The following is a 20,872-nucleotide window of genomic DNA, read 5'->3' as shown; positions in this document are numbered from 1 at the left end:
CTGTGCGTCTCCCCGTGACCCTGCTGTCGCGCACCAGTGCCCGGAAGACCCCTAAGCCCCACATGCCGAGGGCCCGGCGCAGACTGGGCGGCCGACCGCGGATGACGGCGTCGACCGGGTTGAGAGCCGACAAGGCATCCTTTGGGGCACCGTTGACACGTCCGCGAGTGTCCGGGTGCGCCGACGTCCACGGAGCACCGTCATCCGGCAAAGGGCCCCACACCAGCGCGCCCCGGTGAAAACCCAGGAACAACTGCGGCCATCAACGGGCGGGTGCCTTGAGTGAAGGCTTCGGCCAGGGCGGCCGGGAACTCGCTGAGGGATCCGTACCCCGGGGAGGTGAGCGTTTCGCGGCTCACCGCCAGCCAGGTGGAAGGTTGCGAACCGACCACCAGCATCGACTGCCAGGCCGCCCCACGGGGGCAGGGAGTATGGACGTCGGTGCGCCAGCGGTGGTGCGGGCCGCGGGTGCTTCAGGTCGTGCCGCGGCGGTGATCAGCGCGGGCAGGTCGGTGTCGAGACGCCGTTACGAGGTGGCGCCGCGGGTGCGCAGTTCTTCGTTGATGCGCTGGGCTTCTTCGAGTTGGTCTTCGAGGATGATGATGCGGCAGGCGGCTTCGATGGGGGTGCCGGCGTCGACGAGTTCGCGGGCGCGGGCGGCGATGCGCAGCTGGTAGCGGGAGTAGCGGCGGTGGCCGCCTTCGGAGCGCGGTGGGGTGATCAGGCGGTGCTCGCCCAGGGCGCGGAGGAAGGCGGGGGTGGTGCCGAGCATGTCGGCGGCCCGGCCCATGGTGTAGGCGGGGTAGTCATCGTCGTCGAACTTGTCGACGGGGTGGGCACTGCGAGGGGGCATAGACCTCTTCTTCCACAGGGACGCGTCGAGGGGCCCGAGTGCCGTACCGGCACCCGGGCCCCGAGCTTTCAACACCATCTGCCGGCTGACTGCGCCGGCCTTCTTGTTCCGCTGGTCCGCCTGGGAAGGCGGAAGTGCGGGGATCGCGGCTGCGTGACCGGGGACCACCTTCCAATCCGGGGCCTGCGGTACCCGAGCGGTGTTCTGCCTCGCCCGGGCGATCCTGATGGCGTCTGCTCCTTACCTCATTCGGTTACTCGGTTGTACTGCTGGATACCACGGGTACTGCATGCGGCCCCTGAGGCCGCTCGGCCCGGCAGCCAGTGACGGAACCCAGCCTCATCCGGCCCCGCCACTCCACTCCCGTTCCGCATCCTGCTCGACCTGCTCGCACGGCAGTTCATCTCTGCCGTGCCCTCTTCGACTTCTTGGGTACGAGGAAACACTAACCCCCGCACGCGCCCATGTCTACTCCCGCCATGACAGATTTTCTCCACAGTCAGTGAGGGGACTTCTGCCCCGGACACGCACGGAAGAGTGCCATCCGGGGTTGAAGAACCGCCCAGCGGACACAAGCTGAGCCCGGCGGCACAACCGACCCAGGCGGGGTGTGAGCGCGTGAACGACACGGCGACGGCCAACACGACAGCCCCCAGGCCCCCTGTCATCGTCGAAGACGACAGCCCCGCCGACATCCCTCGCACCCGCGACGTCGCCCCGTGCTTTCGCGGACGCCCTCGACCCGGCCCCGGCCCCGGCCCCCGAGACCGCGGAAACCCTGGCCCTGGTGGTCTCCGAACCCGCGACCAACGCCCTGCGCCACGGCGGCGGCCACTACACCCTCCACCTCAGCGCCACCACCGACGCGCTGAACGTCGCCATCAGCGACCTCAACCCGGCGCCCCCGCGCGAACGCACCCCCGACCTCAACGACGGCACCGGTGGCTTCGGATGGCCCATGATCCGCCGCCCCACCGGGGCCGTCACCATCCCCCGGCCCCGGACAGGGAAAGACCATCCACGCCCGCCTCACACGATGACCCCGCCCGCGAGAGCCTTGCACCGGATGGCTGTCCAACTCGGCGCGCCCCGACGCATGACCAACCCGCGGAGGGCCAGGCCACCTCTCACACTCAGCCGGGCCATCTGAAGCACTCACGGACCAGGCCGAGCGCTCAGTCACAGGACGGCACTTTCCGGCGATGACCAACCGTTGCCCTCGAATTCGAACAAGCGATCCAATTGGAGGTATGGCACAGAACGACTTCCCCCACGTGCTCATGGAGACGCAGACCGCCTGGTACCGGACGTACTGGTAGCTCGAGTAATCGTCAAGACCTGTGGATGGGGTGGGATGGGATGTCGCCTCGCGTTGCGCCGCGGTCGCGCCGAGGGGAAGCTTCGTCACTCCGCAGACCGTGGCCGCCTCAGGCGAAGTCTGCTGCGGTGATGCCGTCCAACCAGTTCGGTTCGAAAGACCGCCTCGTGGCGGCCTATCTCACGGAACGCGACCAGCGCTGGCGGTCACTCGTCCGTGCCGCCGTTGACGCCGGCGACACTCCGGCCGAGGCCGTCACCGCCCCCTTCGAGGCCCTGCGGACCTGGAGCAAGACCAACACCCGCGGATGCGCCTTCATCAACGCACTGGCAGAACTCCCGGATCCCTCGCATTCCGCATACCGCATCGCCGCGAACCGCAAGCTCTGGCTGCTGAGCCTGTTCAAGGAACTCGCCGCCACGGCGGGCGCTCGCACCCGGCCATCCTCGCCACCCAACTCCTTGTACTGCACGAGGGTGCTGTCGCCATGCAGCCCCTCTCGCTCGACAGCCTTCCGGAGAGCACTGACCTGGCACGAGCCCTGGTTCAAGCCAGCACATCGCCCGGCCAGTAGAGCGTTTTCGACAAGGTGCTGTCGTTCGGCCAGGCTGGGCGGCGAGAGGCGGGTAGCTCCACTCACTGGCCGATTCACTGTCACGACCCCGAGCGTAGTGAGCGGCGGACCTTTCACAGGCCGTTCGGGCTTGCGCCCACCGTTGCTCGTCACAACCCCTTCCTCGCTCTGGAGGCGTCCTCGGGTCAAGGTCCGCGCGGTGGTCGGCCTCGCGAAGCGGTGTGCGTGATCTCGTCGGCCTCCACCCGCCTCCGGCCTCCGCCCAGGGTTCTGAGGGCTCGTGTTCTGTCGCCCCTGGGCTCTCCGTGTCAAGTGATCTTCACTAGGGCTGTCTACTGGGTTCTGGTAGTTGTTGGGCCGCACTGCTCAGGCAGGAAGGGCGATACCTATGCGGCCGCACATCATGCCTACCGTTCTCACCCTCGCTTGCTACGACAACACCGACGTGCAGGACGCCCGCGGCCTGGACATCGACCACATGGTGCCGCTCGCCGAAGCACGGGACAGCGGCGCCTCCACGTGGTCGGCGCAGGAACGCCAGGACTACGCCAACGACCTCGGCGACACCAGGTCCCTCGTCGCGGTGAGTGCCCGGGAGAACCATTCCCAAGCCGATCAGGACCCCAACCAGTGGCTTCCCACCGATCCGGGAGCCTGCTGCCGTTACATCGAGGAATGGACCGTGCTGAAATCCCGCCGAGCCTGTCGGCGGACCCGGGTGAAGTGACCACGCTCTCCGATCTCGCGGCTGGCTGCCGCGACGCCCGGATCACCTACACACCTGCCTGCTGAAACCAGGCGCCGCATAGCCGTCGCGCAGAGGTAGCATCCACCACCAACATGAAAAGACCCCAGACGAGGGAGCTTGTGGTGGATACCTCTGCCGACAACACCGATCTGAAGTCCCAATACGCCTCACAGATCACCACCGATCTCGAACGCAACTCTGCCGACCACGAACGTCTCAGCTCCGAGATCACTGCGCTGCAGCAGCAGCTGTTGGTGCTGGAAAGCAACCGGGCGCTGCTGCTCAGCATGCGGCAGAGCCTTGGCGACGAAGCCATTGATGCCGTTCCGGGGAACACGGCTGTCAGCGGCTTGGAGAATGGTGCATCCGCTGAGCGGAAGTCCGCGGAGCGGTCGGCGACGGGCAACCCGAGGAAGAAGACCGACGCGGCCAGCGGCAGGCGGAAGGGGCGGAGCCGGGCGGGAGCCGCACCAAGCGGGTGCGGGAAGCGGGTGCGCCCACCCTCCGGAACCTCATCCACGGTGACCTCGCCCAGCACGGTGAACCGCGCTCCGCAGCCGAGGTCACTGCCTCCCTCACTCAGGCTCTTCCGGACCGCGAGGTCAAGGCCACGGTCGTGCGCAGCACTCTCGAGGCTCTCGTCGCCAAGGGCGAAGCTCGCCGCACCAAGCAGCAGAGGTCCGTCTTGTACTCGGTTGCCACCCCGGACGCAGCCGCCGGTGCGGCTGAGCGCAATGAAGCATCTCCTTCCTGAGTATGGCGCCCGCATGAGTGGACGGTTCACCGGCTGGCCGGAGCGAGCCATGGACGTGTTGCTGCATCTGCAGGGCGAGCCATCACACGCGGTGCGCCAGCAGTACCGCGCGGATCGCGAGCGTCTCGTCCGGCAGCCGATGATCGCGCTGCTCAATGATGTGGCGGACGCCGATCCCCGGTACGAGGACTTCTCTGTCTGGCACTACCGCACCAACTCCTGGTGGTGGCAGCATCAGGGCGCGGTGATCCGGCTCGGCCGCAAGATCGAGATCGGTCTGCGGTTCGACCTGGATGGCCTGCGGATCCAGGGCGCTTGGTGGTATCCCGACCCTGGCCAGGTCGACACGTTCCGCAAGGCCGTCGCCGCCGAGGGAAGTGGCCACGAACTATCCGCCATCGTCAAGGACTTGAGAAAGAAGGGCTATGAGATCTCCGGGGACGTGATGAAGCGTCCCCCACGAGGTTATCCGTCCGACCACTCCCGCACGGACCTGCTGCGCCACCGCTCACTGATCGCTGCCCAACCCCTCGGCTGCGACGACTGGCTCCACACTCCTGAAGCGGTCGGCAAGGTCCTCGCGGCCGCCGACGATCTCGACGCCATGCTCACGTGGCTGGTCCGTCACGTGAACAGCTCCGCCTGACTCGAGAAGTTCCAGCGTCGGCACACACCTGGGAAAGTGGCGCACACGTCGCTGACGGGAAGGGGGGCGTACGGGAGCAGGGGCGTGGACGGCGTCGGGTCCCGTCGACGGCGTCGGGGTCAGGGCTTGGAGGACGTCGGTGTGCTGGCGGTCGAAGCGGTGAGTATCGCGGAAGCTCGGCTGGCTGCTCATGCCACGAGGCTGATGTGCCTGCCGGAGTGCACCCATGACGGCCATACGGCCTTCTGCGGTCAACGGAAGAGCCGCGAGGCGGGAGCCAGGAGGGCTCCGACGGCCACCATGCCCGCGAGCAACGGCACGGGTAGGTGGGCGCCAGGCGTGTACTGCAGGTGGCTGAGGTTGGATCCGGCTCCGACCAACCAGAGCAGACTGCCGACTACGATCAGCAGGTAGTTGTCCCTTTCGCCGAGTATGCGCATGCCTGCCCACAGCAGCAGCGGCATCACGAGTAAGATCCCCAGAACGAACGTGACTGCGTGGATTTCAACGCTTACCCATGAGCCGCCGTCGGGATCTGCGCCTTTCTGGGCCCGCGCGGCGGCATAGCCGGCGCAGAGGACAAGGTGGCATACGAGTACCGCCACAGCCGTGACTGCCGCTCCCTTGAGGGGCTGCACCGCTCGGGACATGCCGCATTCCACGCTTTCCAGAGGCCATGGGTCCTGCGTACCGCGCGCAGGACCCCACAGTTTCCGTCTACTGCGCCCTTCATCTCGTCGGCGAGGATGTCGGCGACGCTGTTGACCCATTTCCCCTCAACGCCCTCCATGCCGAGGACGCGTGAGCCGTTGTCCTCCAGAAGCCTGGGACAGCCCATGAGAACGATCTTAGCGTTGGGGGCCTTGTCGTGGATCGTCTTCAACGTTGCGGTGATGCGTGGCCGGATCTGCTCGTGGAGCCACTTCGGCGCCCGCTCGTCCAGCCGTCCGGCTTCGCCGCCGGTCGCCTCGCCGTTGTCCGGGTCGATGTTGTCCAGCGATTCGGCCTGGTCGGCCAGCGCGCCGATCGACTTGCCGTAGCCCGGCAGGGTCACCTGACGCGACCAGGCGCGCCGATCGTCCTCGACGACGCCTGGGCGTCCTCAATGGTGAGCGCCGTCCACTGCTACGAGCGGAACCTGGGGTGGACGGTGAATCCCGACGCCTTCCCGGCCGCTGATCCCCGGGCCAAACCAGTGACTCGCTGCAAGGCCATTCGCTTGCCCGACCCCTCGTTCGACCCGTCCTTCGAGGAGTTCACCCCGTTCTGAGCTTCAGCTGAGGGGCGGGACGCGGCGCCGTTGACGAGAACGGAACTCAGGACACGATCTGCTGCCGGAGCAGCGCGTCTGTGGGGGCTGAGCGGGGGCGGCTTGCCGGTGGCAGGCCGGCCGCCCCCGGTCGCCGCTACGACGGTTCGGGAGCTTCCCAGCGGGTAACCGAGAAGGTCACCGAGGCGGGGGCCTTGGCAGTTACGGCGGTCACCTTCAGCAAAGCGACGTCCTTGTCGAGACTGTCGAACCTGCAGAACCCGTCCCCGGTCCGCAGTTCCGAGACCGGTACCTCGAGTTCGTTGCTCTCGCCACGCGCCGCGGCGTCCTGGCAAGCGGTGAGGTCCATGTCGGCGGCGCCCTTCACCCGGGCCACGTATGCGCTGAACCGCATCTTCGGGCTTCCGGACAGACAGCTCGGGAAGTACTCGATGTCTCCCCCGCCGCCGTTCAGTCTGCTCCGGTACGTAACGACCGGCATGTCCGAACCGAGCCCAACGCTGCCGAAAACGCAGCCGTGTCCCTTGGCCACATCGTCGGAGACCGTGACGGGCTGGTTCTCGTAGACCTTGTCACCGGGCTGCGCCGGTGCACCCTCGGTCTTCGCCGGCCCGGCCCACAGGGTCGCCGATAAGGTCAGCTCCCCGACGGGGGATCCGCTCGCCTTCACCACGCGCAGGAGGACCACCCGGCCGCCCGCGGCGAAGTCCTCGCAGAACCGGTCCCCCGCTGCCAGGGCCCGGGTCTTGTAGCGGTCGACGTGCGTGCCGTTGCCGACCGCTGCCCGTGCGGCATCCTGGCAGCCCGCCTGGTCGAGGTCCCCGGCGTCCGCGGCAACCTTGGCGACGGGCACGTCGTCGAAGTCCAACACCTCGTTGTCCCAGGAGCACGGAGGCTCCCATGACAGGACAGGCGGCCTGCCCTCGTCCGTCTGGTCCCCGTCGTCGTTCAGGCGCGGGTTCGACTCATCGGGCCCGAGGACGCGCGGCCCGCTGTCCGCAAACTCCACGTAGAAGTTGAAATCGGACGGGCATCCGTTCTTGATCGCCTGGACATTACTCAGCGAGACTTCCTTGTCCCGGTAGAGCAGCCCGGTCCTGGAACCGCCCGACCCACCGGACGCCGATCCCTTGGACGCACCCGTCGCCGAGCCGGTCGGGCCTTCGGACTGTCCGCCGCCGTCCCCGCAGCCCGCGAGCACCACGGCCAGCAGCAGCGCGAGACCGCCGCCCCATAACGCCCTTGCCGTACGGCCGTTGTCTCCCCACACGTCAACTCCCCGTTCACGTTCGAAGGGTCACCCACCGTACCGGCTACCGGCAGGTGGAGCCGAGAATCGCCCCGGATGTACGCCAGTTCCAGCGCCCGCCCGCGCATCCGTACGGACGATGAAGGAACCGTCCAACAGCCGTGACGGCCCGCCAGAGGGACTGGCGCGCCGTCACGGGAGTTCGAGGTGCGGGATCAGTACCAGCGGTACAGGAACCACTTGTACTTGCCGTCGTTACCCTTTCCGTAGGAGCACGTGTAGGTGCCGCCGAGAGCGTCTCCCTCGGTGAGGCAGGCGGCCTTGGTCCAGTAGGCGCGGTAGAAGTGCCAGCTGGCCGGAACAGCGTTCGTCTCGCTGGCCGAGAGCTGCGGTGATGCCGTGCCATCGGCCGCCTGGGCCGTCACGGCTGTGCCTCCGAGAGCGAGCGCACCCCCCAGGGCCAGGCTTACCAGTGCACGTCGCATGCGCATGATGTTCCCCTCTGATCTGCGGTGGTCAAGGCTGGCCGGGTGTCGGACACACCGGCACGTGATGCCCAATCTCCCCATCAGCGGGCCACTTCTCGACGAGATTCGGTCTGGACCGAACAACGGCATTTCCAGAAGAATCAGCTGAGACCGTTCCGTATGTGACCTGGGGGAACCGTGGTCTACCGCCTTCACTTCACGCTTGAGGATCTGGCGCGGACACGAGTGGCGCAGCCCCCGCCACTGATGGAACTGAGCGCCGCGGTGCGCAACCTGCAGAATCGCAGTCAGCCGCTGCGCTTCGGAGCCTGGAGACGTGCCGCCCACGCCCGTCTGGGCCCTACGGCGCGCATGGTCCTCGATCTGATTCCACCCGGCGGCTGGGCACCCACGTTTCTCACCTCTGCCGGCATCGGCAATCCACAGGAGTTACTGGAGCAGGTACGGGCCACACCCCGTTCCCGGATCCGCAAGGATCTGGCCCACGTAGCGGAGTGGCAGCCACTCCCGCCGTGGGCGCACCATCTGGCAGACGATTCCGACCTGCTACGGCAGCTCTGCGAGAGCCTGAACCACGTCTACGCAGTGCTGCTGTCCCCTCATTGGGGACACATCACGGGTGAAGCCGCAGCAGACCGAGGGAAACGGATGCGGCAGGTGCTCGCCGGCGGTATGGATCACTTGCTCGCCTCGCTCCACCCGGGGCGTATCCGCTGGAATCCGCCCGTCCTCGAGATAGCGATGGTCTCAGGCTTCGACGGCGACCTGCACCTCGACGGACGCGGCCTGATGCTCGTCCCCTCGGTCTTCGGAGCAGAAGCACCAGCCATTGACATCGACGCCGAGCCGCAGCCCGTGTTGCGATACGCCATCAGCCACGATCAGCCCTCGGGCCCACGGTCCTTGTTCGTCTTACCAGCACACTCGCCCCCGCCTGGAGCCCGATCGCCGTTGGCCCTCCTTCTTGGCCAGACCCGAGCCGCCGTTCTCCACACCATCGCCGACCACCCCGGCTGCTCCACCAAGGAACTCGCCACCCTCGTCGGCATCGCGCCTCCCAGCGCCAGCGAACACGCGACCACTCTGCGCGCAGCTCAACTGATCCGTACCGTTCGGCACCGCAACACGGCACTCCACAGCCCCACCACCCTCGGTATCGCCCTCCTCAACACCCCACCCAGCACGGCTCAGTTCTGAAACCCGGAACGTCCCGGACCACGGGCGGGGCCGTACGCCTGTCGACGGTCACGCAATTCCCCACGATCTTCATGATCGGCGTCACGTCATTCCCCAGCCCCCCGGTCACGACTCCGCACCGGGACGCTGACCGCCGAGGGTGCCGCCGACCGATACGCGAACTGACGTCTCGGCCGTTGTCTCAAAAAGCGCCCGAGCGCCTCACCGGCAAGACCAGGCCTTCGGCCGAGCTGCCCGGCGCCCTGGAGCTGGGGCGAGAGCCACCCCCGGTCAGCCGCGCTTCGCTGACGTCCCGGCCCGCAGGCCATCGACGAGCAAGCCGAGCATGCGCCCGGCCTGCTCCTGATCGTCGGTCGCAAGGAAGATGCCCACCAAGGTGCTGACGACGTCGTCGGAGAGTACGTCTGCCCGGAGCGTCCCTTCCGCGACTCCGGCGGTGAGCAGTGTGCCGACCTGCGCCGGCTCACCGCCCACGACCACGTCGTGCGCGAGACGGTCATGGAGACCCCCGGGCGCGCGACGGGTCCCGCCGCGACCGCCCCGCAGGTCCAGGGCTGCCTCGCCGGGCCCACGGCCGCACTGGTCACCGGGTGCTCCAGTACGCCGGCGGACGTCACCGCGTCATCGGCCCGGTGGCCGCAGGACGCCTCGGGCGGCAGCCCCCCGGCTCGGCCTAGCCGTCCACCTCGTACTGCCCCACCTCACGGAAGTAACGCAGAGTCTCCGGGGAACCGTCGTCCAGGGCCGCGTTGACAGCGGCGCGCAGGGCATCGCTGATGTTCGGGTCCGTGAGCATGCGCACGATGTAGAAGGCGTCGTCCTCGGCCTGGGCCAGCCGGTAGCCCGTCTCCAGCCAGGCGCGCATCTCCTCCGGAGAACCGCTGTCGAGGAGCTTGTTGGCCTCCTCGATGACCCGCTTGTCATGGTTCTGTGTTGCCCCGTGGAGGATACGGGCAATGGCGACCCGGTCGTCCTCGGCCTGGGCCAGCCGATAGCCGGTCTCCAGCCAGGCGCGCATCTCCTCCGGAGAACCGCTGTCGAGGAGCTTGTTGGCCTCCTCGATGACCCGCTTGTCATGGTTCTGTGTTGCCCCGTGGAGGATACGGGCAATGGCGACCCGGTCGTCCTCGGCCTGGGCCAGCCGATAGCCGGTCTTCAAGAAGGCCCGCATGTCCTCCACCGTGCCGTTGAGGGCCTCATTGGCCTCGCGGACGACCCCCCGGCCGCTGTCCTCATCCGCCAGGATGACCGCGATCGCGGCACGCAGTTCATCCTCCGACATCTCGTCCACCGGTGTCCGGGACACCTCCGCCACCGAAGTGTTGGTGGCCCCGGCCGCCGAACCACCGGCAAACGCCGGAGCGGTGAACAGGAGCGCCGGTGTCAGGGCGGTGGCCACGACGAGCAGAGCGGCACGCGTCGGTCTCATGAATGTACGCCTCCGTGATCGAACTTCCAGTAAGCCGATGATCACCCATGCGCCTCAAAACTGCACCAGAAATCCGTTAATCCGGAAAAGCGCTCGCGTACTCACTGGAATCCCCGCCCGCGCACGCCGCGAACGCGGCCCCCGCCACGACACCGAAGCCGACAGGGTGTCGGCGAGCGCACAGGGATCGGTGTCGGACGGATCCCTCCGCAGGTTCGGTGCGCTAGACCGCCTCGATCAGCCCCTCCTGGGTCGGGTAGTGCCGGTGCAGGGCGCCGATCCCGACGCCGCCTCGCGGGCGATGGCCTCCAGGGTCGGCGTCCGTCCGGCAGCGGAGGCAGCGCGCGGCACCCCCAGGAGGCGGGCCCGGTTGCGCCGGCCGTCGGCCCCAGGCGTGGTTCGCGGTCTGCCGTGACCATGAAAATCGGCTGCGGGGCGATGCAGCTCGAGCACGGCGACGACGAGCCCGCCCTCGCCGTGCTGCGCCGGGCGGTCGAGCTGGGGGTCGACCACATCGACACCGCCGAGTTCTACGGCGCGGGCCGCGTCAACGCGCGCATCCGCGCCGCCCTGCACCGGATTCGTGGCTGGGACCGGCCCGCTTCATGACCACGTTGCCGGCCAGTCGGCGCTGGCGAGTACGGGAGTGATCTTCATGCACGGCCCAGGTCGCGGCCGGCGCATCGTTTCGGATCACCGGAACGCCTTCGCCGGGCGATGGCGCTGCCGGCGAGGGCGACGCTTCTTCGGCCGATCTCATCAGCCGAAGGGCGGCCCGGTATGCGAGATCTCGTGCTTGAGCACCTGGTCGCCATCGACCGCGACGGATACGGACGGGCGCGGCGCCACCGCCCGGAAGGCGTCGAGGGCTTCCTGCGACTCCCAGTGCTCGAAGTTGTTCACGCGGCCCGGTTCGATCGGGTCGGGTGAGATGGACAGGTCAAGGCAGCCCGGGTGGCTGCGGGCGGCCTCCACGATGCAGCGATGGCCCTCAAGGAAGCGGCCCCTCTCCGCCGGATTCACGTACAACTTGCCGGCAACAATCACCGTCACGCTGCTCTTCCCTTCTCTCGCGTCTCCAGGGAGATGGATCTCCCCCGCAAGGGCCAGCCGGACAACGGCAGCCCACGGGTATGGACTTTCCGCATCAGCAAGACTCATCGCCTGGTGTCGCCCGGGCCGAGCGGAGGACTCGATACCTTTGCGAGCCAAGCGGTGGGTAATGCCCCGGCCCCGTAGCCAACGGCGCAGGTAGTCCTACTCCTTGTCGCCGGGCAGCTTGGCAGGTCGGCCGCGACACAGCCCGCGCCTGGCACGGATCGGCGGGGTGCCGGGTACCAACGGCTTCAGGGCCAGGCTGTCGTGCAGGTTGGCACCGGAGATGCCCAGCGACATGGGCCAGGTGGCGTCATGGCCGGGGGCGAAGAAGGCCTGGCGCAGGGCGGCGAGACGCTCGTCGTCGGGCAGGGTGAGGTCGCCGACGCGAACGGGGCGTTGTTCATCTCGGGCGAACGGCGCGGGTGGAGGCTGCCGCGAGAATGACAGCGCGGACCTTGCCGGGGTGGTTGGTCGCAACGATGCGGGCGAGGAAGTTCCGGTAGGCGTGTCCGAGGATGACCGCGGGGCCGTGGCCGAGTTGGTCGATGACGTCGGCGACACCGTCGCCGAGGTCATGGATGGTGACGGCCGAACAGGCGCTGGCTCTCGGCTCCACCGGCAAGAAGTGGCGCCGGGGGGCGATCCTGACTGTGCTGGGCAGGCGCTGGAGCGGCTGGGGCAGCCGGACAGGGCAGGCGCGTGTCGGCGCAAGGCTGAGCTGTCCTGGGCGTGGTGGAGTCGGTGATGGCCTCGACCAACCCGCGCCGGTGTCGCTGACCACTTCCGTGGATGGCTGCGTAGGCTGCGTAGGCTGTGTACGAAGGCTTCGTCATCTGCCTGCAGCGCAAGCTGCCGGCTCCCTGCTTCGGCTGGCTCGCCGGCTCAGCATCGCGCCGCTCCATCTCGCGGAACACACCGGACTGCTGCCCCGCTCGGGAAACGTCATCTCACCCCGTCATCCTCTGCGGCTCGATCCCGATCTCACGGTTCCCATCGCGGGCGTCTGCCGCCTGTCGGTCCAGGAGGTCCACAACCTGACCCTCGCCCGGCAAGCGTCGGGATTCCAGGTGATCATGTGCCGGGGTTTTCCTTCTTTCGAGGCTGCGTGGTACGTGATTTGGGCTTGTTGCTGTGCCGGAGCCGGCTTATGAGTGCTCGGACAGCGGTCTGGTTGGCGCCCTTGTGCCAGATCGCTTCGAGGTGTACCTGGTGGCGTAGGGTGACGGCCAGAGGCTGGGCGACGGTTCCGGGGACGGGGTGCCGGGCGGGGCCAGAGGTGACGATCGTCCAGCCGTTTCCGGCGGCGATGTCCTGGACGACAGCGGCGAGGCTGTCGACGGTCGGGGCTCGGCTGGGTGCGAGGACGCCATGATCGGCGAGCGTTTCGAGGATCAGGTCGTAGATCGCGGGGTTGTCTTCTCGGCGGGGCAGGTGCAGTGGGTCATCGGACAAGTCCCGGGGGTTGATGCTGGGGGTGGTGGCGAGGGGGTGGCTGGCCGGTAGCAACGCGTAGACCTGCTGTTCCACACGGAGCGGGGTGCTGCACAGCACTTCGGGTGAGGGCAGGTGTCGGTCGACGGTGAGGGTGAACCCGATGTCGATGTCGCCTTTGGCCACCGCGGCGGGGTGGGCGAGCCAGGGGATGTGGATCAGTTCGACTGCTACCGGGGGCCGGCGGGCTGCCAGCGTTGCGCGGGCCTCGGCGAGGGCGGTGGTGAAGGGGTAGAAGTCGAGGGCGCCTGCTCTCAGGACGGCCGTTGCGGTACGGCCGCGGGCAATGGCGAGGGCGTCGAGCTCATCGGCCGCGCTGACCAGGTGCCGGGCCTGGTCGAGCAGGTCCGCGCCCAATGCGGTGAGCGTCACGCCGCGCGGGCTGCGACGGAACAGCTCAGACCCGATCAGGCGTTCGAGGCGACGAAGTGCTCGGCTCAGCGCCGGCTGGTCGGTTTGGAGTCGTGCTGCAGCCCGGCTCAGGCTTCCAGCGTCGGCGATCGCCACGAACATGCGCCACTGCGCCAGCTCAACGGCCATGTCTCAGGATACATACCGGGGGTGCCCTACCGGCACTTCCCGCAGGTGGCCGGGCAGGACACCGTGGTCGTACCGGACCTTGCCGCACGGAGGCGGGGCCACCGATTCAAGGAGCAACATCATGACCTACCCATTCCCTGTCGATCCCGAGAATCTGTTCGAGGAACGCACGGCGCAGTTCGTGAACCTCGGCCTTCCCTCCGACGAGGTTGCCCGCCTGCGCGCCGCGATCACCAACATGTGGGCTGACGCTCCCGGTGGGTGGACCTGGGAATGGAGCCGGCTGGCAGAGCGGTATGCCGCCGCCGGGGAGCACTACCTGGCGTCCCTGGCCTATGGCGGGGCACGGTTCCCGTGCCTGGCCGACCCGGCCAAGGCGGCCGCCATGGACCGCCAGGTCGAGCAGTACACCCTGGCGGCGCAGGGTTTCCCGGTCGGTTTCGAGCGCCGCACCGTCACCGTCCGCTACCGCGAGGCGATCGTCGAAGTGCGGGTGCACGTGCTCAGCCCGGCCGATGCGGGAGCCGATACCCCGGTATTGATCGCCAGCGGCGGGATCGACACCTGGAAAATGGACCTGCACCCGATGTGGGAGGCGCTCGCGCTCGGCGCCAAGGTACGCATCGTGGCGTTCGAGCACGCCGGGGTGGGGGAACTCACCCACATCCCCATGGCCGCGGACACGCAGGCGATCATCGGTGGCCTGCTCCACTTCGCCCGCACTCTCACCACCGGCAAGGTCGGGCACTTCGGCTTGAGTTTCGGCGGCTACTTCTCCGCCCAGACCGGCCTGCGTGGCGACGCCGACGCGGCCGTCGTCCTGGGCGGCCCGGTAACCAGCGCCACGTTCGGACCCGAACACGCCAAGAACCTGCTGTACGGCATGGCCGACATCTTCGGCAACGCGGTCGGCTTCACCACCAGGCCGGACATGGGCGCCCTCATCACCGCGTTCGAGTCCTTCGCCCTCGACGAACTGCTGACCACCCAGGACAACTGCCCGATGCTGGTGATCAACGGTGACGCAGACGTGCACGTCCCGATCGCGGACACAACGGTTTTCAACGGCCGGCAGAATACGCAGGTCGAGCTCATTCCCGGCGGCAGCCACTGCGCCCTCAACAAGCTCGACCAGATCATGCCGATCATGATCAACTGGATCGCCAACGCCCTGCACCCCTGACCGTCCCCGCCTCGGACGTGAGAGGCGCCGACGAGCGCCATGTCCTGCGCGGCGCCAGCCTGCTGGACGCCTTCGACCTGGACCTGGCCACCCAAACGGCGGGCCCGACCCACCAGGCGACGGCACGCCGGCTCGTCGAGCGGCCGATGTTCACCGAGGATCCGCACGCGATCTGGCCGTACCACCTCCACGACGTCATCCAGACGTCATCCACACCGCACTACGCCGGGCCGATGACCACACCGAGGACCACTGGCCCCGCCGACTGGCACCGAACCGCCGAGCGCGCCCTGGCCGCCCTCGGCCGGCAGCGGGTCTCCCGCCGCCCGCTGCCGCGGCCGTCCAGCGCGTTACCCTTTTTGCAGGGCATCGACCGGATATCGGTGGCTACGGAGGGTATCGGGATGGCGCGTAAAGCCGAGGCCGATTCCGAGGCCGATTCCGAGCCGAGGCCGATTCCGACCGGCTTCGCGCACGGGCCTGAAGCACCCGCTCCGGCCCTCGCTCTCCTGGGCTCCGACGGCACCGTCCTGGAGTGGGGAGAGGGCTGTCGGCGGCTGCTCGGCCACCGCGCGGAGGACGTCGTAGGGCTGCCGGTGCGGGAGCTGCTGGAGACCCCCGCCGAAGCGGTTCCGTGGTTCTCGGCTCCGGAAGACACGGGGCAGCGTGTTGGCCGGGGTCCCGCCAACGGCGTCGTGGAGGTCAGGCACCGTGATGGCACCAGCTTCCGTCTGACGGTGGAGACCATCGCGTTGACCGGCGGGGACGGTGAGAGCTGCTGGTTCGTCGCCATCACGGAGGCGCCGGACGGCGTACGGACGGCCGACGCCGAGGCGGCGCTCCTGGACCGGTCACCGCTGGCCGTGGCGGTGTGGGACGCGGGCACGCGGCTGCTGTGGTCGAACCGGACCTGTCGGGAGACGGTGGGCCACTCCGAGGTGGACGCGCCCACCGGGTCGACCCCCCGCACCGTGCGTGGTCTCGACCGGACCACCATCGAGCCGGTGATACGGCAGGTGCTGACCTCGCGGGAGCCGGCCGGCGACCACGTGCTGCGGTGGGTGTCACCGGAGCACGGCCGGGAGGTCGTCTTCTCCTGCTCCGTCTTTCCCCTCGCCCCCGTCGGCGGCAGCCCACTGGGCGTGTGCACCGTCTCCTTGGTCACCAAGAGCGGGGAGCGCGAGCGGCTGGCGCTGCTCGGCAGAGCGGCCAAGCAGATCGGCACCACGCTCGATGTGATGACGACCGCGCAGGAACTCACGGACGTGGCCGTTCCCGCCCTCGCCGACTACGCCACGGTGGATCTGGCCGATGCCGTCCCGCTGGGCGGGGAGCCGCTGAAGCGGATGTCCGAGGCCCCCTCCGGCATCCCCGTCTTCCGCCGCGCGGGTCAGTCCTCCATCCACAGTGGCATGCCCGAGGCCGCCTTCTTGGTGGGCGATGTGGTGTACGTACCGCCCGGATCGCCGTTCCTCACCGCGCTGTACGGGCACCAGTCCTACTTCGAGCCGGTCATGGAGACCGGCCCGGGGACATGGCTCGGCCGTGACCCCGAGCGCCGACGGATCATCCACGACACCGGCATGCACTCGGTGATGATGATCCCGCTCAGGGCCCGTGGCACCATCCTCGGCATCGCCGTGTTCACACGGACCGACAACGCCGTGTCCTTCTCCCAGGACGACCTGCTGCTGGCCGAGGAACTCTGCGTCCAGGCGGCGTTGAGCCTGGACAACGCCCGCCGCTACGCACGGGAGCGGGCCGCCGCCCTCGCCCTGCAGCGCAGTCTCCTGCCGCAGGAACTGTCGGGCGGCACCGCGGTGGACCTGGCCGGCCGCTACCTGCCGTCGGACCGGCACGAAAGAGTGGGCGGGGACTGGATGGACGCCATCAAGCTGCCGGGCGACCGGATCGCCCTGGCCGTCGGCGACGTCATCGGCCATGGCATCAACGCCGCCGCCGCCATGGGCAGGATGCGCACCGCGGTGCATACCCTCGCCGCCCTCGACCAGCATCCCGCGGAACTGCTCGACCACCTGGACAAGGTCACCGCCCAGCTCGCCGAAACGGGCATCTGGTCTGCGGGGTACTCGTCGATCACCGGCGGAACCTGCGTCTACGCCGTCTATGACCCGGCCACCCGCATCTGCACCCTGGCCCGCGCCGGGCACCCGCCACCGATGCTGGTGACACCCGACGGCCATGCCACGATCGCCGACACACCGGTGGGCCCGCCGGTCGGAATCGGCACCGGACGCTACGAATCCGTCGACCTGGAGCTGCCCGAAGGCAGCCTGCTCGCCCTCTTCACCGACGGACTGGTGGAGTCCAGGCACGCCGACATCGACGCCGGGCTCGACCGGCTGCTCGCCGCGCTGCAACACCCCTCGGCGAGCCTCGAGGACCTGTGTGCCCGCGTTATCGCGAGGATGACCCCGGATGCTCCTCCGGAGGACGACATCGCGCTCCTCATCGCCCGGACACGCACCGACGAGGGCAGCCGGGCGACCGCCCACGGGGAGCACCGCGAGCCGTCGGCCGGCTCCACCAGGCCGTACCCCTCGGCGGCTTCTCCATCGCCCACGTCGCGCGCGGTGTGAACAGCACCACGGCACATGCCGTTTATTTGCCGTCCCGACACCCGGCCGACTCGAGCCCGCCTCGGTTTCGCCGCGCCCAGCACACGGCTCGCCATCTTCACGGCGGACGTGTTCACCGACCGGATGTGGACAATCGGCACGTTCGAACGCGGCGTCACCTGTCCGATTATGATCGGCCACGTGCTCCTCGGAGACGGCCTGATCGCCGCACAGCGAAGTCGGATGACTCCCCCACTGGCGGCCGCCGGTGCACGATTCACGTCACCTGGCCGCCGTTGATCGCGACGGATACGGACGGGCGCGGCGCCACCGCCCGGAAGGCGTCGAGGGCTTCCTGCGACTCCCAGTGCTCGAAGTTGTTCACGCGGCCCGGTTCGATCGGGTCAGGTGAGATGGACAGGTCAAGGCAGCCCGAGTGGCTGCGGGCGGCCGCGGCCCGCGCCTGGCACGGATTGGCGGGATGCCGCGTACCAACGGCTTCAGGGCCGGGCTGTCGTGCAGATTGGTGCCGGAGACGCCCACAGGGTGCTGAAGGTGGACGGCGAAGTCGGAATCAAGCGGGCCTACGATCCACGCACGTGGGGCAAGGCCGCCGAGGCAGGCATGGCCGCCCGGGTCGGCGTGACCTGCGAAAACCTGCGCTCCGCGGGGCAATAAAGTGAAGTAATCACGCGAGGGCGTCAACTGTGTACCGGCACCTCACCAGATAAGACGTCCTCTTAATAGAAAATACGGAAAGGCTCCGGGGTCGGCGTGCCAGTAGGTGGGACCTGGCGTACGCTGAGCAGATGTAGGGCGTTCTGCGGTGCACATGTGAAGGGACACTCACATGATAATGCGTTCCACGGTCAGTAAGTGCCTTCTGAGCACAGGATTCTCAACGATCCGCTATGGACTGGCGCTCAATCTCCTGTCGATTGGGCGGCTCAAGTTCGAAAGTTATGAGGTCGAGAACATTCGGCCCTTGGTCACCGCGAGCCCTGTATTCTCCCGACTCCTCACCGAACTCGGCGAACAAAAACTGGCCAGGGTCCTCGGTGTAACGGAGATGGTTACGGGATCACTGATTGCGGCGAGGCCGTTCGCGCCGAGAGCCTCGGCGCTAGGAAGCCTGGGGGCTGCTGGGATATTCGCCACGACTCTCAGCTTCCTGGCCACCACACCCGAGGCATGGCAAGAGAGGCGCAGAGAACCAAAGCTCTCTCTCGCCGGCCAGTTCCTGGTGAAAGACATCGTGTTGCTGGGGGCTTCCCTGCTCACGGCTGCCGAGTCACTGCAGACCGGACAGCGCAGGTAGTCCACCGCCACCTGTACCGCGCCATCGAACTCACCGCCAGCCGGTCGGAATCGGCATCTGCCCACAGGGACCCGTTCTCCTTCATGCGCCGCAGACCTGCCGCGATCACGCCTTCCCCGACAAAGCGGCCTCCAGCATGGCCCGTGCCCCACTGTCGGTTCCGGCGCGGGCGCTGGCGATCGCATCGCTGCAGTGCACGAAATGAATTCACTCGCTCCAGATACTGGCGGTCACGCGTAAGAATGGCTTCGGCCCAAAAAGCGATGACGGCACGCACCAGCTCGCCCTCGTGACCGCGGCATTGCGCCGCGCACCGTAAGGCGGCACTTTTGCCGAACAGCTTCCGATTCCGCCATAACGGAAACCTTACTGCAGGGAAACCTATTCTAAGCTGGGCCACCGATCAGCTGGTGATCGCGACGCGGCACGGCGATCCGGTCCGAGTTCCCACCCTTCTTGAGAGCGTCGTGGGTGTACATGCGCGGGCAGAACGCGCAGCCGTTGATCTGGGAGGCGCGGATCTTCAACAGCTCGATCAGGAGCGGTCAAGGCCTGCCGCGACGGGCGGTCTCTTCCACCTCCGCCGACCGGGCGATGAGGGCCTTGTCAGCGCTTGGTGCTGCTTGCCGGTGTTGACGCGTGACGGCTACGACCTCGGGTCGTCGACCTTGAGCTTGTCTCCTGTGTTGGAGACGTAGACCACCAGGAGCTTGGCCCGTTCGGTCCGGCTGGTGTTCTCGGTCAGGACGTGGTGCGCGCCCGGCCGCTCGACCCAGTTCTCGCCCTGGCGGTAGGTGCTCACGGGCTTGCCGGCGAGCTTGCTGCGCACGGTCCCTTCGAGGACGTAGGCGTAGACGAACGCCTTGCCGTGCCGGTGCGGCACCGCGCGTGCCTTGGGCGGGAAGTCGACGACCACCGAGGTGAACGTCTTGCCCTTCACGTTCGGGAGGGCCTGCTGGTGCAGGGGCTTGGCGGTTTCGGTGGGATGCTTCGATGTCACGGCCGCGGTGGGTGTCTTGGTGTGGACGGACTGCTCCGAGGCGGTGCAGTCCGTGGCCGCGATCAGCGTGGCGACGGCCAGCAGGCCACCGGCGATCCGCGTTCTGGTCACGATGGGTCTCCTGTTCAGTCTTCGGCGACGCGGATGATCGTCTTGCCCGGGGTACGGGTGGCGGGGGCGAATGCGGCGGGTGCTTCGGTGAGTGGCCGTACGGCGCCGACGACCGGCTTGAGCCGGCCGTCCCTCACCCGCGTGGCGAGGTCGGTGAGCCGGGCGCGGTCGGGTTCGACGACGAAGAAGACGGCCCGCCCGTCCTTGGGCTGGACCTTGGGCGGCATGACGACGGTGACCAATGTGCCGCCGGCCCGGACCAGGGCGGCCGAGCGGTCGAGGATGTCTCCGCCGATCACGTCGAACACGACGTCGGCCTCGCCGACATCCTCCAGCTTCTCGGTCTGCAGGTCCAGGAAGGTGTCGACGCCCAGCGCGAGCGCCGTGTCCCGGTCGGCGGAGCGGCCGGTGCCGATGACGCGGGCGCCGGCCCCGCGGGCGAGCTGTACCGCGATCGAGCCGACGCCGCCCGCGGCACCGTGGATCAGGACGGTCTGGCCCGTGGCCAGGCGGCCGTGGTCGAACAGGCCCTGCCATGCGGTCAGCCCGGAGATCGGCAGCGCGGCGGCCACGGTGTGGTCGATGTCCGCCGGCAGCGGCGCGAGATTGCGGGCCTCCACCGCGGCGTACTCGGCGAGCGAGCCGTTGCGGGCCCAGTCAGCCAGGCCGAACACCCGCTGGCCGACACTCAGGCCGGTGGTGCCGAACCCCAGCTCTTCGACGACACCCGACAACTCGTGCCCGGGCACGCTCGGCGTCCGGTCGCGGCCTGCGCGATCGATCCACGTGGCGGGCCAGTCCAGCTCACCAGGGGTGAAGCCCGCGGCGTAAACCCGCACGATGACGTCGTTCTCGGCCGCATGGGGGTAGGGCATGTCCGTCAGGGACAGCCCGGCGAGACCGGCATCACGGTCCCGCACAGTGATGGCCTGCATAAAGGTCCTTACTGAGGAAGGGCGCCCGAGCGCGCAGCCCTTCACGCAGGGCTCATCGCGGCTCGTCGGCGGAGGAACGCGGCAGATGGAA

Annotated in this window: 21 protein-coding genes and 3 pseudogenes; 10 read left to right on the top strand and 14 right to left on the bottom strand. The window is 68.3% G+C overall.

Features of this window, described 5'->3' with window-relative positions; all coding sequences use genetic code 11:
* Positions 1-526: 526 nt before the first annotated feature.
* Positions 527-853: a MerR family transcriptional regulator gene (locus BLV72_RS37775; protein WP_093460074.1), complete on the bottom strand. Its 327-nt coding sequence runs from the start codon at positions 851-853 to the stop codon at positions 527-529.
* Between the two features lie 787 nt (positions 854-1,640).
* Here BLV72_RS37775 and BLV72_RS50580 point away from each other — a divergent pair.
* The 4 genes and pseudogenes from BLV72_RS50580 (at position 1,641) to BLV72_RS37750 (ending at position 4,893) form a co-directional block, all read left to right on the top strand.
* Positions 1,641-2,003 carry an ATP-binding protein gene (locus tag BLV72_RS50580; protein WP_244321212.1) on the top strand — a complete coding sequence of 121 codons (363 nt, stop codon included), beginning with the start codon at positions 1,641-1,643 and terminating at the stop codon, positions 2,001-2,003.
* Positions 2,004-2,311: 308 nt separating this feature from the next.
* Positions 2,312-2,745 (top strand): annotated as a pseudogene (locus BLV72_RS50575) (TetR family transcriptional regulator); the annotation flags it as partial.
* 403 nt (positions 2,746-3,148) lie between these two features.
* The gene (locus BLV72_RS37760) at positions 3,149-3,472 is read left to right on the top strand and encodes a GmrSD restriction endonuclease domain-containing protein (protein WP_244321211.1); all 324 of its coding nucleotides are present in this window, start codon (positions 3,149-3,151) and stop codon (positions 3,470-3,472) included.
* 824 nt (positions 3,473-4,296) lie between these two features.
* On the top strand, positions 4,297-4,893 hold the full coding sequence (locus tag BLV72_RS37750) for a DUF2461 family protein (protein WP_093470777.1): 597 nt from the start codon (positions 4,297-4,299) through the stop codon (positions 4,891-4,893).
* A gap of 251 nt (positions 4,894-5,144) precedes the next feature.
* Here BLV72_RS37750 and BLV72_RS37745 read toward each other — a convergent pair whose 3' ends face one another.
* The 4 genes from BLV72_RS37745 to BLV72_RS37730 all read right to left on the bottom strand — a co-directional run bounded on the left by BLV72_RS37745 (position 5,145) and on the right by BLV72_RS37730 (position 7,897).
* A complete protein-coding gene (locus BLV72_RS37745; RefSeq protein ID WP_143059841.1) occupies positions 5,145-5,357 on the bottom strand; it encodes a hypothetical protein in 213 nt (70 codons plus the stop codon).
* A 47-nt stretch (positions 5,358-5,404) separates the two neighbouring features.
* Positions 5,405-5,947 carry an SGNH/GDSL hydrolase family protein gene (locus BLV72_RS37740; protein ID WP_093468051.1) on the bottom strand — a complete coding sequence of 181 codons (543 nt, stop codon included), beginning with the start codon at positions 5,945-5,947 and terminating at the stop codon, positions 5,405-5,407.
* A 352-nt stretch (positions 5,948-6,299) separates the two neighbouring features.
* Positions 6,300-7,433, bottom strand: a complete 1,134-nt coding sequence (locus BLV72_RS37735) for a hypothetical protein (protein ID WP_093468050.1) — start codon at positions 7,431-7,433, stop codon at positions 6,300-6,302.
* 194 nt (positions 7,434-7,627) lie between these two features.
* Positions 7,628-7,897, bottom strand: coding sequence for a hypothetical protein (locus BLV72_RS37730; protein WP_143059840.1), 270 nt, complete (start codon positions 7,895-7,897; stop codon positions 7,628-7,630).
* 180 nt (positions 7,898-8,077) lie between these two features.
* On the opposite strand from BLV72_RS37730, the gene BLV72_RS37725 reads away from it, so the two are divergent.
* On the top strand, positions 8,078-9,097 hold the full coding sequence (locus tag BLV72_RS37725; RefSeq protein ID WP_093468047.1) for a winged helix-turn-helix domain-containing protein: 1,020 nt from the start codon (positions 8,078-8,080) through the stop codon (positions 9,095-9,097).
* A 270-nt stretch (positions 9,098-9,367) separates the two neighbouring features.
* Here BLV72_RS37725 and BLV72_RS37720 read toward each other — a convergent pair whose 3' ends face one another.
* Entirely contained in the window at positions 9,368-9,571 is a 204-nt protein-coding gene (locus BLV72_RS37720; RefSeq protein WP_143059839.1) for an SbtR family transcriptional regulator, read from the bottom strand.
* Between the two features lie 199 nt (positions 9,572-9,770).
* Positions 9,771-10,526: an ALF repeat-containing protein gene (locus tag BLV72_RS37710; RefSeq protein ID WP_093468044.1), complete on the bottom strand. Its 756-nt coding sequence runs from the start codon at positions 10,524-10,526 to the stop codon at positions 9,771-9,773.
* A 417-nt stretch (positions 10,527-10,943) separates the two neighbouring features.
* On the opposite strand from BLV72_RS37710, the gene BLV72_RS37705 reads away from it, so the two are divergent.
* Complete coding sequence (locus BLV72_RS37705; protein WP_093470776.1) at positions 10,944-11,135, top strand: aldo/keto reductase; 192 nt, start codon at positions 10,944-10,946, stop codon at positions 11,133-11,135.
* Between the two features lie 150 nt (positions 11,136-11,285).
* Here BLV72_RS37705 and BLV72_RS37700 read toward each other — a convergent pair whose 3' ends face one another.
* The 3 genes from BLV72_RS37700 to BLV72_RS37685 all read right to left on the bottom strand — a co-directional run bounded on the left by BLV72_RS37700 (position 11,286) and on the right by BLV72_RS37685 (position 13,655).
* Positions 11,286-11,579, bottom strand: coding sequence for a putative quinol monooxygenase (locus BLV72_RS37700; RefSeq protein WP_093470775.1), 294 nt, complete (start codon positions 11,577-11,579; stop codon positions 11,286-11,288).
* Positions 11,580-12,024: 445 nt separating this feature from the next.
* Positions 12,025-12,240, bottom strand: a complete 216-nt coding sequence (locus tag BLV72_RS48380; protein ID WP_167746478.1) for an alpha/beta hydrolase — start codon at positions 12,238-12,240, stop codon at positions 12,025-12,027.
* Between the two features lie 455 nt (positions 12,241-12,695).
* Entirely contained in the window at positions 12,696-13,655 is a 960-nt protein-coding gene (locus BLV72_RS37685) for a LysR family transcriptional regulator (protein WP_093468041.1), read from the bottom strand.
* Positions 13,656-13,734: 79 nt separating this feature from the next.
* Here BLV72_RS37685 and BLV72_RS37680 point away from each other — a divergent pair, with 79 nt between their 5' ends.
* Both BLV72_RS37680 and BLV72_RS37675 read left to right on the top strand, forming a co-directional pair.
* Positions 13,735-14,838 (top strand): alpha/beta hydrolase, encoded by a 1,104-nt coding sequence (locus BLV72_RS37680; RefSeq protein ID WP_244321210.1) that lies wholly within the window; start codon positions 13,735-13,737, stop codon positions 14,836-14,838.
* Between the two features lie 17 nt (positions 14,839-14,855).
* Entirely contained in the window at positions 14,856-17,438 is a 2,583-nt protein-coding gene (locus BLV72_RS37675) for a SpoIIE family protein phosphatase (protein ID WP_093468038.1), read from the top strand.
* Between the two features lie 429 nt (positions 17,439-17,867).
* Here the strand turns inward: BLV72_RS37675 and BLV72_RS46940 are convergent.
* Positions 17,868-17,960: pseudogene (locus tag BLV72_RS46940) on the bottom strand (IS5/IS1182 family transposase); the annotation flags it as partial.
* A 3-nt stretch (positions 17,961-17,963) separates the two neighbouring features.
* On the opposite strand from BLV72_RS46940, the pseudogene BLV72_RS46935 reads away from it, so the two are divergent.
* Together BLV72_RS46935 and BLV72_RS37665 are read left to right on the top strand one after the other, a co-directional pair.
* Positions 17,964-18,095 (top strand): annotated as a pseudogene (locus tag BLV72_RS46935) (class II fructose-bisphosphate aldolase); the annotation flags it as partial.
* A 178-nt stretch (positions 18,096-18,273) separates the two neighbouring features.
* Positions 18,274-18,735, top strand: coding sequence for a YkgB family protein (locus BLV72_RS37665; RefSeq protein ID WP_167746477.1), 462 nt, complete (start codon positions 18,274-18,276; stop codon positions 18,733-18,735).
* A gap of 386 nt (positions 18,736-19,121) precedes the next feature.
* Here BLV72_RS37665 and BLV72_RS51650 read toward each other — a convergent pair whose 3' ends face one another.
* The 3 genes from BLV72_RS51650 to BLV72_RS37650 form a co-directional block, all read right to left on the bottom strand.
* Complete coding sequence (locus tag BLV72_RS51650; protein WP_244321209.1) at positions 19,122-19,262, bottom strand: carboxymuconolactone decarboxylase family protein; 141 nt, start codon at positions 19,260-19,262, stop codon at positions 19,122-19,124.
* Positions 19,263-19,381: 119 nt separating this feature from the next.
* On the bottom strand, positions 19,382-19,846 hold the full coding sequence (locus tag BLV72_RS37655) for a cupin domain-containing protein (RefSeq protein WP_093468033.1): 465 nt from the start codon (positions 19,844-19,846) through the stop codon (positions 19,382-19,384).
* A 14-nt stretch (positions 19,847-19,860) separates the two neighbouring features.
* The gene (locus BLV72_RS37650) at positions 19,861-20,781 is read right to left on the bottom strand and encodes an NADP-dependent oxidoreductase (RefSeq protein ID WP_093468032.1); all 921 of its coding nucleotides are present in this window, start codon (positions 20,779-20,781) and stop codon (positions 19,861-19,863) included.
* Between the last annotated feature and the right edge of the window lie 91 nt (positions 20,782-20,872).

Origin of the sequence: Streptomyces melanosporofaciens, assembly GCF_900105695.1 — a bacterium.
Classification (GTDB): Bacteria; Actinomycetota; Actinomycetes; order Streptomycetales; family Streptomycetaceae; genus Streptomyces; species Streptomyces antimycoticus.
Note: the sequence above shows the minus strand (reverse complement) of the source record. Positions and strands in the feature narration are given on the sequence as shown.